Source organism: Polycladidibacter hongkongensis (assembly GCF_001561995.1).
Taxonomy (GTDB): domain Bacteria; phylum Pseudomonadota; class Alphaproteobacteria; order Rhizobiales; family Stappiaceae; genus Pseudovibrio; species Pseudovibrio hongkongensis.
In genome coordinates, this window is record NZ_LLWC01000036.1 from 103,714 (window position 1) to 115,679 (window position 11,966).

Genomic DNA, 11,966 nt, shown 5'->3' on the forward strand with positions numbered 1-11,966 from the left:
TTCTTCCCAAGTTGCTTGAGGTTGCTCTATGCAGATAGGAACTGCGCTTGTTGTAACAGCCGTGAGTGTCGGTGGGCTGGGAACGCTTGGCCAGCTGGGACAAGGCGCAGAGCCCGACCAGCTTGCCCCGCAGGCTGCCGTGTTGTTTGCACCAGCCAACACAGAGGAAACACCTGACGTGCTTTGGCGCGAGGCAACAACCAAACGCATAAAGGCAGCAACCCATATGCGGCCAGTTGCTGTTCCCGACCAGTTTACAAAGAAAAACCGTGGCTACGCGGGCGTGTTACAGCTTGCCAGCCTCACTCCGGCATTCAACCAATCGCGCCAGCAACACCAATTAAGCACGATCCGGCGCGGCGGGTACTCCCTTAGCTCGGATGCACCTTTGCGAGAGTTAAACAGCCAATTACATGGATATTTGCTGGAGACAACAGTGGCGATTGATGGCAGGACGCTGCTGGCAAAAGACAGGCAGTATCAACTTGCGCATATCAACGTTCCAGATGTGGATGCCAACTGCCCGCATGGCAGTGGCGGCACGTGGCCTTGCGGGTTGGCCGCGCGGGCGGAACTGGCAGCGCTTGCAGAAGGATTGCAGCTGTTTTGCCTTTTGCCCGCGCGGGACGCCGCTTATAGCCCCAAGCAACCAGCGGACGAGCAGCTACGGGTGATCTGCAAGCGGGGCAAGAAGGATCTCTCGCTTGAAATGGTGCGGCGCGGCTGGGCCACGCCTGCCGATGGCGCGCCCCGTTTTTTTGAAGACCTCAGCGCAAAGGCACGCGCTGCCTTTCTTGGTCAGTGGCAATTTGCCAAGCCTGCGCAAAAGCAACGGCAACGGGCCCAGCTGCGGCTAAACAAGTTCAACGCTGGCCGCACACCGATTACCAAACCAGAGGGCGCGCACTACGTAAGCAATGACGAATTGGTGGAGCGGGTTATCCTGAATGGTGAGGAATTGGGACGGTTGCTTTATGGGGAGCGGGCCAAACAGTGGTAAGTGCCTTCGCCCGCCCTTTGCAACTGTTAGGCAAAGAAGTTGCGCTGCCGTTTGCGCTTTTGTGCCTTGCAGTGTTTTATTCCTTGCCTGGGCAGTTGGTCCTAGCCAGTGCGCCTAAGGGGTTGCGCGCCCTCAGCTTTGCTGTGCTGTTTGCCATGATGATCTGGTGCGCGTTTGCCGTGGTGCGCCATGCGGATGCGCTGGCCATTCGGCTGGGAGAGCCCTTTGGCACGTTAATCTTGACCCTTTCTGTTATCGGCATCGAGGTTTCGCTGATTATTGCGTTGATGCTGGCGGGGAGCAACAATCCGCAGCTGGCGCGCGATACCATGCTCGCAGTTATCAACATCACCATGAATGGGATGGTTGGCCTGTCGCTGCTTTTGGGTGCGCTACGCTATGGCGAGCAGCCCTACAACACGCAAGGGGCACGTTCTTTCTTGAGTGTTTTGATACCTCTGGCGGTGTTTTCCATGGTATTGCCACGGTTTACAACATCCACCAGTGGGCCGACCCTTTCGAGCAGTCAGCAAATCGTATTTGCCTCACTTATTGTTGCGCTTTATCTGGTGTTTTTAGGGGTGCAGAGCTTGCGGCATCGCTCATTTTTCGAGCAGCCCCAACTTAGCAGCGGAGACAATTCTCAGGCGCAGTTTGATTTCGAGGACCATGGCCCCACGGGCCCCATATGGCTGCATGCGCTGTTGTTGATTGCCAACATGCTACCGATTGTTTTGCTCTCTAAAAAACTTGCGGTTTTAACAGAGAGCGGACTTGAGGCGCTTTCCATGCCCGCGGCGCTTGGCGGGGTGCTGGTGGCTGTGATTGTGTTGACACCGGAAGGGCTTTCTAGTTTCAAAGCCGCGCGGGCTAATCAATTGCAGCGTTCGGTTAACATTTGCCTTGGTTCGGCGCTGGCCACGATTGGTCTTACCGTGCCTGCCGTTTTGGCTGCTGCCGCTTTTCTGGATATCGAAGTGCACCTTGGCGCAGGCGAAGCCGATCTGGTGATGCTGTTGCTAACGCTGGCGCTATCGCTGGTGACGTTTAGTGGCAACCGCACCAACATCTTAAATGGTGCGGTGCATTTGGTGTTGTTTCTAGTGTTTTTTGCGTTGTTGCTGATGCCTTAGCCAGATACCTTTTCCGGCGCAGCACTTTGCAATGGCTTGGTTGCAATTTCTTCCTTTTGCACAATCAATGCCCCGACATGTTCAGCCCAACGCATATTGCCTTCAACTGAAGCATGCACCCCATCTATACAGAAATGCTCCGGCCCGATATTAGGCATTACCGGAAGGTGTGTCGCAGTGCGTTCGTTACACATGGTGCGGCCAACTTTGTTGATAATCTGTCGGCGGAAAAACAGTACATACGCCAAGCCCTTGCTCAAGGCCGGCACCTGCTTTGGCGACATAATGTTCGACCAATAAATGTTGGCGCCCGGGTACTTTGTGCGCAGACCATAAAGAAGCCCCCCAAACGAGCGCTTAAAAGCGCTGGCGGAGCGGAAGTTCTTCAAGTCGTTAAAGCCGATCGAGATATATATGTGGCTAAAAGTTTCCTGCGGGGTATAGGGAAGAACGTTTACGCGCAAGTCTTCGGAGGTTGCCGAGTTAGCCCCACAGGCGCGCCATTCTACGGGCTGCTTGGTGCGCTTGCTCAAGTCTGCGGCCAGACTTGCGGTCAAGCCCGCGCTCGTATGATCCATACCAACGCCAGCGACAGAGCTGTCGCCGATAACCAATAAGCGCAGAGTATCTCCCTCGCCCTCGATACTTCCAGAAACTGGCCCTTTTGCGGGCGGTAAGCGTAGTTGATTACGGCGGGCACGCAGACCCTCGAAAATGTATAGTGGCAGTAAAGCCAATGATTTTATTTGCCAAGCTAGCATAAAAGAGCCCCCTCGAACGAGGGGGCTACTCAATCACTTAGCAAGCTCGCCTGCAAGCGCTTTTGCAATCAACGCACGAGTTTCCTCAATGCCATAGATGGCGATGAAGGAACCGAAGCGCGGGCCTTTCTCCTGCCCCAGCAACACCTGATAGATGGCGGAGAAGAAGTTTTGTGCCACGCCGGGGCGTCCGTCCGGGCTAAGCTTCTGCGTGTTTTGATAGCGCTCGATGTTACGGCCAATCTCGTAGATGGCGTTTTGAATGTCACCGCCATCCATGCCTGCTGGGAGGCCGGAAAGCACATCATCCAGTTTGGTAAGCATCTGGATTTCAACTTCATCAGCCTGTTTGTACTGCTTGGTTGGCTTGACGAAATCCTGATAGTAGCGCAAGGCATACCCGACCAGCTCGTCCAGCATCCTGTTGGATTGCGGGGAAGCCTCAGGTGCATAACGGCTGATGAATGACCACAGCACATCTTTGCTCTCCGCATTTGACACGGAGACCAGGTTAAGCAGCATTGCGAAGGAGATTGGCATTTCCTCTTTTGGCGGATTGCCGGAGTGAATATGCCAGACCGGGTTCATCAGGCGCTGAGTTGCGTCCATTTGCTCAAGCTTGCCAAGGAAGGTGAAGTACTCGTCCACCGCCTTCGGGATCACGTCAAAATACAGCTTTTTCGCGGTCTTCGGCTTTTGGAAGTTGAACAGTGACAGGCTTTCCTGGGAGGCGTAGGTGAGCCACTCCTCCATAGTCAGGCCATTGCCTTTGGATTTGGATATTTTCTGGCCCTTTTCATCAAGGAACAGCTCGTAGTTGAAGCCTTCAGGTGCCGGATTTCCCAATACCTTACAGATTTTGCCCGATAGGTTCACACTGTCGATCAGGTCTTTCCCTGCCATTTCATAGTCAACACCAAGAGCGTACCAACGCAGGGCCCAATCTGCCTTCCATTGGCATTTTACGTGGCCACCGGTAACCGGCACTTCCACACGCTCTTGTGTTTCAGGATCGATATAGGTGACTGTGCCTTTTTCCAGGTCGCGATCGACCATTGGCACCTGCAGCACAATTCCGGTGCGCGGACAAACTGGCAAGAATGGCGAATAGGTCGCCTGACGTTCTTCTCCCAGCGTTGGCAGAATGATTGCCATAACCTTGTCATAGACCGCCAACATGCGCAGCAACGCAGCGTCAAAACGGCCAGAAGTGTAGTAATCTGTGGCCGAGGCAAATTCGTATTCGAAACCAAACTTATCCAAAAACGCCATGAGTTTTGCGTTGTTGGACTGCGCAAAGCCTTCGTATTCACCGAATGGATCTGGCACGCTGGTGAGTGGCTTACCGATAAATTGCGCAAGCAGCTCCTGATTTGGCACGTTGGTTGGTACTTTGCGAAAGCCGTCCATGTCATCGGAGAAACAGAGCAGCTTGGTCGGGACCTTGTCTTGCGTGAGCAAACGAAAGGCGGTGCGCACCATGGTGGTGCGGGCAACCTCGCCAAATGTGCCCATATGCGGCAAACCAGAAGGGCCATAACCGGTTTCGAAGATCACCGGCCCGTCCTTAGGTTTCTTTTCCAGACGTTTGAGCAGTTTGCGTGCCTCCTCAAACGGCCAGGCTTTAGAAACCTGTGCCGCCTCGATAAGCTCTGGGGTGAGGTCGAGAGTGGGCAAACTGTTGGTAGTCATGGTGTTAAACCATCCGATAGTTGAATAAGTGGTTGTAGATTGTCGCTTGGGGCCAGAGGGACCGGAGCGAAAAAACACCAGTTCTCTTAGTCTATGCGCCAAGCAGCGCGACCATATTTAGTTCCAATGGGCTAGTCAATGCAGGCGGGTGCTTTAAGTTTGGTGATAGGCCTTGAATAGCTCAGAACCGCTACCTAAACTATACTCAACGCTCGCGCTTAGGGCTTGATACGATAAAAGCGTAGGGGGCGGGCACTTTTGGGCAGGCTGCCGAAATGACGGGGCCATAAAATATAGAGAGATAAATGACCGAGCTCCTTTCAACAGAAGAAGCGCTGATCCACGTCATGGTGCTGGTGTCGGCGGCCGATAGCCGCATGACCGACCCGGAGCTGCGCAGCATCGGCGATGTGGTCTCAGCACTTCCGGTGTTCCGCGACTTTGATGCAGAGCAGTTGGTGCATGTTTGCGAGGCTTGCGGTGATCGCATGGCCGCAGAAAACGGTTTGCAGGATACAGTTGCACTGGTTGCGCGCTCCATTCCAGAAAAGCTGCGCGATACCGCCTATGCGCTGGGTGTCGAGGTGGCTGCCGCTGATCTGCAGGTGCGTCAGGAAGAACTGCGGATGCTGCAAATTTTGCGCGATGCGTTTAATCTGGACAAGCTCAGCGTCGCCGCCATCGAACGCGGTGCGCAAGCTCGCTATCGGCAAATATAGTTTTGCAGCAGGATGTCAGTGTTGCGGAGTGCCGTAGTGCCTGCGAACGCAAAAAAAACCAAGGGTCTGATTGCATCAGGCCCTTTGTTTTTTGCCGGCTATCCCAATCTAAGTTGCCTCTAAAGGCTGCATTAACTCGATGCGATTGCCAAAAGGATCCGCAACATACGTGCGGTTAAATCCGGCCAACGGTTCATCATCAGTGCAAAGATAGCCCGCTGCTTGCAGGCGGTGGCGTAGCTCCTGCAAATCCGCAACAATAAAGGCAGGGTGCGCTTTGGTCGCTGGTTGAAATTCCCGCATCACGCCAAGGTGAAGCTTGACCGATCCTTTTTCAAACCAGCATCCGCCCCGCTTGGCGAGGTTTTCCGGCTTTGTAACTTCGTTTAGGCCTAATGTGTCGGCGTAGAATTTCCGGGCGGCAGGCTCGCCTGCCACTGGCATGGCCAATTGGACGTGATCCAGTTTTAACAGCATAGTCCCTTAAAACGATTGGATACAAATTAGTTTAGGACGCGTTGGCTCTCCGGGGTATCGAGCGAAAATGTCGGCACCTCGACAGAAAATGTCTCGCCGGTTTCGCTTTGCATCGTGTAACTGCCCGACATGATGCCCGATGAGGTCGAGAGTGGGCAACCGGAGGTGTACTCAAACGTGTCACCGGGTTCGATAACCGGCTCTTCACCGACGACACCAACACCAGAAACTTCCCGTTTGTGTCCACGCGCATCGATGATGGTCCACGCGCGGCGGCGCAGTTTAATCGCCTCTGTGCTCAAATTTGCAATGGCAATGGTGTAGGACCAAAAATACTGCTGCTCGGCTGGCTCGGATTCATCCGCGAGAAATTTGGGTTCTACAGTAATTTGAACGTCGCGGGTGATTGAGCGATACATAAAAGTCTCCCAAAAAGAGGTACACTTACAAACGAGAGCGTGTCTTTTCGGCGTAGCCTATGCGCCGCGCGAATGCAAGAGATGCGCCACCTGCATTATACGCGCCAGTGACGAGAGCAAGCACAGCATAGCAAAGGCAAGTGCAATTAGCGAGAAGTGCTGCGGCCACAAGCAGAAACACAAAAAGACGAGGATTGTCTCGGTACCTTCCGCAAGTCCGGCGAGGTAGTAAAACGACTTTTGCCCTTGCGCTGCCGTTTCCAATCCGTGCTTTTGTGCAAACAGGGCAAAGGCTAGAAAAGCCGATCCATTCAGGTAAAAGCTGGCCAGCAAGACTGATGCAGCCAAAGCGTTGTGCCCGGGGGCGTGCAGCGCAAAAGCGAGTGGCACAGCACCGTAAAAGCAAAAATCAAAAATGATATCAAGAAAACCGCCCAGGTCCGTTTTTCGAGTGGCCCTTGCAATCGCCCCATCCAGCCCATCTGCCAATCGGTTGAGCACGACCAACAAGAACGCCAAGGAAAAAGCCCCCGCGTAGATCGCGATAGCAGCAGCAAGCCCAAACAGCAAGCCAAACGCGCTCATGGCATTGGCTGATAAACCGGTAGCGGCCAATTTCTGCCCGGCACGGTTTAACGGTGGGTCGATTAGCCTGCGCATCTGACTGTCGATCATGTTTCCCCGCTTCGCTGTCTTCGCTTTATCTCCAACATCTTGCGCCAGAAGTTTTTTCGCGATCACCTTATCAAGAGCTAGCACCCCTACATGACGTTGCCAAGTAGCGAACTTGTGACAAGACTGGGAGGGAAATCTGGAGAATCGTGGGGACGAGATGCGGCTAAGGCATTGACTTACCCACTTGTTTGGCTATTGTGCCTTTCTTGCAGGCGGGTGTAGCTCAATGGTAGAGCAGAAGCTTCCCAAGCTTAAGACGAGGGTTCGATTCCCTTCACCCGCTCCATTTCCCCCCTAAAAAAATAGCTTTAGAACATAGCAGGAATACTCTTGCTGGTGGGCAATTTCTGACGCATTTTCTAGTAAAAGAGCGGCGCATTTGCACCGCTCCTCTTGTCGTGGTTTTCTACTTTGTACAAGTGTCAGCAAGCCATTTACAAGCTTGGTTTGCAGTAAGCTTGCCGCCTGGATTAAACACTGGCATCAGTTCTTCTATGAAGACCTGCCCGCCTCCAGAGAGTTTTTGTGGCAACTTACGTTTTGTTGAAAGCTTCAGCACATCACCTTTGCGAATTTCGCTCGACCTAAAGAAAATTTTGCTGCCGCTTCCGCAATTCCACTTATATGTATACTTGCCTGTCACTTTATTATAGGCACCAGGATAGCGGAAGCATACCTTTACACCCTCTTTGCTATCGACGGTCTTCCAGTCTCCAACCAGAATTTTGGAATTACCTGGGTAAAGAAGGTATGTCTTACCATTAGGCTTGTAGTATTCAATCTGGGTGCCGTGCCCATTGGTCCACGATTGGAGCGTATTTCCAGAGAGATTTTTGCGTAACATGCGCGCATTGGCCATGTATTTGGCGTTTAGGTCTTCCAGTTTTTCTGGTCTTAGGCTGTCAAAGGCGCTTTTCGGTCCGCAAGCGGCAAGCAGAACAAGCGCCCCAATCAGGGTAATAGTTTTGCGTAGCATTTTAATCTCATTTGATTAGGTATCTATATTTCATCAGTTATTTCTGATAGTTACAATACCTATTGAGATTCAAACTCAGAATAAACCCTGCTTTTGAACGAGACGCCACTTGCCTTGCTCAAGGTCAGCCAGAGACAAGGTTCCGATCCTGCTTCTATGCAGTTTGGAAACATGGTTGCCTGTGGCGGCGAACATGCGCCGCACCTGATGATAGCGGCCTTCTGTAATGGTCACGCGCGCTTGGTGAGATGAAATGATTTCCATTTCCGCCGGTTTAAGCGGCGTGGTTTCTCCATTTAGCAGCAACGTACCACTGGCAAACAGCTGAACTTCCTCACCATGCAAAGGGCGATCCAGTGTCACCTCGTAGGTTTTGGGCAGGTCTGACTTCGGAGAGATAATTTTATGCAGCAGCTTGCCATCGTCGGTCAGCAGCAAGAGGCCGGAGGTATCCTTATCCAAGCGGCCGATGGTTGAGACCGGTGGCTTACGGCGCAAGAACCTTTCGGGCAGAAGCTGATAGACCAACGCGCCGTGATCCTTGGTGGAGCAGGTATAGCCAACGGGCTTGTGCAGCATGATCAAGCTGCCTAATGGGGGATCAAGCGGCGCACCATCCAAACGTATGTCGGCATGAGTGAAGGGCTGCCCCTCTTGCAAGCGCGCGCCTTGCGCGTTTGTTATCCAACCGTTTTTAATCGCCAGTGCCATTTCTTTGCGGCTGCCATAGCCAAGATTGGCGAGATGCTTTGCCAGCTTCATGGCTGCCCCTAGCGCCCCGCCTTGATGGCATGGATGACCTTGTAGCCGCCTTCATCTGCCAGGATTTTGTAGCTGCCGAAGGTTTTGTCCAGCGTATCCTCATAGGGCAAATGGCGGTTTGCCACCATCCAAAGATGGCCGCCCACACGCAGACCGCGGGCCGCTGCGCGGATAAAGCCCTGCCCCAGATCGGCCCTGTCTGCCTTGCCGGTATGAAACGGCGGGTTAGACACGATAAAATCATAGGGCTTGCGCAGCCCCTTGGTGACATCCTGCCAGTAATACTCGCGCAGGGCTTCGCTTTGCATTGCCTCGATATTATCGCGAGCAAGATCGAGAGCCCGTTTCTCGGCCTCGTAAAGATCCAGCATTTTTACTTTTGGACATTTGCGCAGCACTTCTGCTGCAAGCACACCAAAGCCAGCGCCAAGATCTGCGCCCACGCCGGATAGATTGGTAGGCAACGTGTTTACAAGCAGTTGCGAGGCTGGATCGATATGATCCCATGCAAACAGGCCCGGGCGAGAGCGGAAACGGCCATCTAGAATGTCGCGCGGCGCGTCCAGCCCGACCCACTGGGCAAGCAACGCCTCATCCACCTCTTGCGCCTGCCCCCAGAACACACGGGACTTGTTTTTGGAAAGCTTGCCGGCAAGCGGCAGCAGCTTGGCCAGATCACCTTCAGCCGTTTTTGCCCCTTCGGTGTTGGTCACAGCAGCAACGACTACCCCACTCACAGGCTTTGCAAGGGCGACAGCCTTTGCAAGTAATGCGCGGGCCTCACCGCGTTGGCGCGGTGGCAGCACCAACACCAAAGGCGCAGATTGCGGCAGCTCCTCGCTCACGCTAAAGCCTGCAACTTCCAAAGCATCTTTGTCTGGCGCAAAGCTTTGCTGACAAAGGAGGTTGGCTGCGTCAAGCGAGCGCATTGGTGACCCCATGCGGGCGCGCAGAAACACCGCGCCGCTTGTGGGCATTGCTACCGCCTCGTTTTGCAAGGGCAGCAGCAGTGTTTCAAGAGCTGGATCTTTCATAGTTAAACCTTTTGCAGCGCGCTTTTGACTTTACGAGGTATGGACGATTTCGCGGGTTTCGCGGAAACGGATATCTGTATTTTTCTCGGAGATGTAGCTTACCTCCCAAGCGTTTTTGAAGAGATAAACCGGACGATCGTCACGGTCCATTGCCACGTGGGCGCGGTTAGCCTCTAAGAAGCGGTCCAGTTTGAGCTTGTCATCACATTCAATCCAGCGGGCGGTGTTGTACATGGCAGTTTCAAAGCTGATCTCAGTTTGGTATTCCGCCTTTAACCGGTCCACCACCACATCAAGCTGCAACACCCCAACGACGCCCACAATCCAGTTGGTGCCGATGGCTGGCTTGAAAATCTGCACCAGCCCCTCTTCGGCCAAGTCTTCCAGCCCACGGCGCATCTGCTTCACACGCATGGTATCGGAGAGGCGGACGCGGCGCAGGATTTCCGGAGCGAAGGCCGGCAGGCCGGTGACGTGGATTTCCTCCCCTTCGGATAAGGTGTCACCAACACGCAGTTGCCCATGGTTTGGCACGCCGATCACATCACCCGGATAGGCTTTTTCTGCCAGCTCCCGCTCTTCTGCAAAGAAGAAGATTGGCGCAGAGACGGTGATTGGCTTGCCTGCGCGCACGTGTTTCAGCTTCATGCCGCGCTTGAAGGTACCAGAGCACAGACGCACAAAGGCGATGCGGTCGCGGTGTTTTGGATCCATGTTTGCTTGTACTTTGAAGACAAAGCCGGTGACTTTGTTTTCTTCTGGCACAATTGTACGCCCGCCGGTGGCTGGCTGCGAATGGGGAGCCGGCGCGTATGCAGCAATGAAATCCAGCACCTGATCAATGCCGTAATCTTTCAAGGCAGAGCCGAAGAACACCGGAGTAAGGTGCCCTTCCAGGAAGGCTTCCTGATCAAATTCAGGGTAAAGCTCGAGCCCCATCTCCACGTTCTCTTGCAGCTCGGCAAGCACGTTTTCAAAAACGGTGGAGGTGAGGACTTCATCATCCGGGCCTGACAGCTGCTTCAGCTCGTCGAATGCGCCTGTCCGGCCCTCGGTCGAGGTGAAGTAACGCTTGCCAAGCGGATCGTAGACGCCGAAGAAATCCGAGCCCATGCCCACCGGCCATGCCATTGGCGTTACATCAAGGGCCAGTGCCTCTTGGATCTCGTCAAGGATTTCCAGCGTGTTGCGGCCTTCCCTATCGATCTTGTTAATGAATGTAATGATCGGGATATCGCGCAAGCGGCAGACTTCGAAAAGTTTGCGAGTTTGGGTCTCAATGCCTTTTGCGGCATCAATGACCATGATAGCAGCATCAACGGCTGTCAATGTGCGGTACGTATCCTCAGAGAAGTCTTCGTGGCCCGGGGTATCCAGCAGGTTGAAGGTGTAGCCATCGCGCTCGAAGGTCATGACCGATGAGCTAACAGAGATACCGCGCTCCTGCTCAATTTTCATCCAGTCTGATCTGGCGCGGCGGCGCTCGCCGCGGGCGCGCACCTGACCGGCAGCGCGGATCGCGCCACCGCCAAGCAGCAGTTTTTCTGTCAGCGTGGTTTTACCGGCATCGGGGTGAGAGATAATGGCGAAGGTACGGCGGGTTTTATAGGGCTGCGCGGTGCTGGTTGCACTCATCTGGATCTCCTTGGAGCTGCGAGATCTGCTTGGTCGCGCTCCGGCTTTGATGCGGCAGCGAGATACGCATGAACAGCGCGGCGCAGGCCAGCATTAACAAGAAAACTGAGGTTGCACCGCTCCTAACCACTTTTTGTCGAAATTGCCAGTGGGAAGCACCGAAAAAGCGCCTTGCTCCGCTGGTTTTCTGAGTGTCGGGGCGGACGTAGCGCCTTCCGCAAAAGAAATCATTTCTATAGAATATCAAAGCCGATGCAGCCTCCGCGCTGTAGTATAGCGTCTCCAGTTTCGCATAAGTGTTGAATGACTAGACAAAGGTGACGCAGAGGCTTACGCGCGATTAGAGAGGCTAATTGCGTGTGGCATTGCTTTATAAAGGAGAATTTTTCATGCGTTTGTCGGCCCCCTCACTACTTGCGTTTTTTATTGCCCTGCTGCTTGGTGCCCTCTCCATCGCCAGTGTTGGGTTTGGTGTGCACATTCCTGTAATCTCTACATATGCATATTGGGCATTGGCATCCGCATGGGGGCTTTTGACAATAAGCGCTTTGTTTAAGGGCATATAACTAAAGAGGCGTACAATCATGTAGTATGCATGGTGAATTTTCTATTGTGCATACTACTTATTTAAATATCTCAAAGGATGAAACATCGCACATAAAACAAAGGCTTCCTTATTATTA

The 11,966-nt window shown here is 53.5% G+C and carries 13 protein-coding genes and 1 tRNA gene; 5 read left to right on the top strand and 9 right to left on the bottom strand.

What is annotated here, in order from left to right:
• The first annotated feature begins 28 nt into the window (after positions 1-28).
• Positions 29-1,000, top strand: coding sequence for a thermonuclease family protein (locus AYK82_RS15660; protein WP_068318152.1), 972 nt, complete (start codon positions 29-31; stop codon positions 998-1,000).
• Positions 994-2,133 (top strand): calcium:cation antiporter, encoded by a 1,140-nt coding sequence (locus AYK82_RS15665; protein ID WP_156453399.1) that lies wholly within the window; start codon positions 994-996, stop codon positions 2,131-2,133. Before AYK82_RS15660 ends, AYK82_RS15665 begins: the two co-directional genes overlap by 7 nt.
• On the opposite strand, the gene AYK82_RS15670 is transcribed toward AYK82_RS15665, so the two are convergent.
• Together AYK82_RS15670 and AYK82_RS15675 are read right to left on the bottom strand one after the other, a co-directional pair.
• Positions 2,130-2,894 (bottom strand): SGNH/GDSL hydrolase family protein, encoded by a 765-nt coding sequence (locus AYK82_RS15670; RefSeq protein WP_068318154.1) that lies wholly within the window; start codon positions 2,892-2,894, stop codon positions 2,130-2,132. The two genes, AYK82_RS15665 and AYK82_RS15670, sit on opposite strands and share 4 nt — an antisense overlap.
• Positions 2,895-2,927: 33 nt before the next feature.
• A complete protein-coding gene (locus AYK82_RS15675) occupies positions 2,928-4,586 on the bottom strand; it encodes a lysine--tRNA ligase (protein ID WP_068318159.1) in 1,659 nt (552 codons plus the stop codon).
• 305 nt (positions 4,587-4,891) lie between these two features.
• On the opposite strand from AYK82_RS15675, the gene AYK82_RS15680 reads away from it, so the two are divergent.
• Complete coding sequence (locus AYK82_RS15680) at positions 4,892-5,305, top strand: tellurite resistance TerB family protein (protein WP_068318162.1); 414 nt, start codon at positions 4,892-4,894, stop codon at positions 5,303-5,305.
• Between the two features lie 108 nt (positions 5,306-5,413).
• Here the strand turns inward: AYK82_RS15680 and AYK82_RS15685 are convergent, their stop codons facing one another.
• The 3 genes from AYK82_RS15685 to AYK82_RS15695 are packed head-to-tail and all read right to left on the bottom strand — an operon-like array spanning position 5,414 to position 6,876.
• Positions 5,414-5,782, bottom strand: coding sequence for a VOC family protein (locus tag AYK82_RS15685; RefSeq protein WP_068318165.1), 369 nt, complete (start codon positions 5,780-5,782; stop codon positions 5,414-5,416).
• A gap of 26 nt (positions 5,783-5,808) precedes the next feature.
• A complete protein-coding gene (apaG, locus tag AYK82_RS15690; protein ID WP_068318168.1) occupies positions 5,809-6,201 on the bottom strand; it encodes a Co2+/Mg2+ efflux protein ApaG in 393 nt (130 codons plus the stop codon).
• A gap of 57 nt (positions 6,202-6,258) precedes the next feature.
• Positions 6,259-6,876, bottom strand: coding sequence for a CDP-alcohol phosphatidyltransferase family protein (locus AYK82_RS15695; RefSeq protein WP_068318809.1), 618 nt, complete (start codon positions 6,874-6,876; stop codon positions 6,259-6,261).
• A 212-nt stretch (positions 6,877-7,088) separates the two neighbouring features.
• Between AYK82_RS15695 and AYK82_RS15700 the strand changes: the two genes are divergently transcribed.
• Positions 7,089-7,162 (top strand) — tRNA-Gly (locus tag AYK82_RS15700).
• Positions 7,163-7,282: 120 nt separating this feature from the next.
• On the opposite strand, the gene AYK82_RS15705 is transcribed toward AYK82_RS15700, so the two are convergent.
• From AYK82_RS15705 to AYK82_RS15720, 4 genes are all read right to left on the bottom strand, one after another.
• Complete coding sequence (locus AYK82_RS15705) at positions 7,283-7,852, bottom strand: hypothetical protein (protein WP_068318171.1); 570 nt, start codon at positions 7,850-7,852, stop codon at positions 7,283-7,285.
• 75 nt (positions 7,853-7,927) lie between these two features.
• Entirely contained in the window at positions 7,928-8,614 is a 687-nt protein-coding gene (locus AYK82_RS15710; protein WP_068318175.1) for a pseudouridine synthase, read from the bottom strand.
• Positions 8,615-8,622: 8 nt separating this feature from the next.
• On the bottom strand, positions 8,623-9,648 hold the full coding sequence (locus AYK82_RS15715) for a class I SAM-dependent methyltransferase (protein WP_068318178.1): 1,026 nt from the start codon (positions 9,646-9,648) through the stop codon (positions 8,623-8,625).
• 30 nt (positions 9,649-9,678) lie between these two features.
• Positions 9,679-11,283: a peptide chain release factor 3 gene (locus AYK82_RS15720; protein WP_068318181.1), complete on the bottom strand. Its 1,605-nt coding sequence runs from the start codon at positions 11,281-11,283 to the stop codon at positions 9,679-9,681.
• Positions 11,284-11,672: 389 nt separating this feature from the next.
• On the opposite strand from AYK82_RS15720, the gene AYK82_RS15725 reads away from it, so the two are divergent.
• Positions 11,673-11,849: a hypothetical protein gene (locus tag AYK82_RS15725; RefSeq protein ID WP_156453400.1), complete on the top strand. Its 177-nt coding sequence runs from the start codon at positions 11,673-11,675 to the stop codon at positions 11,847-11,849.
• The last annotated feature ends 117 nt before the right edge of the window (positions 11,850-11,966 follow it).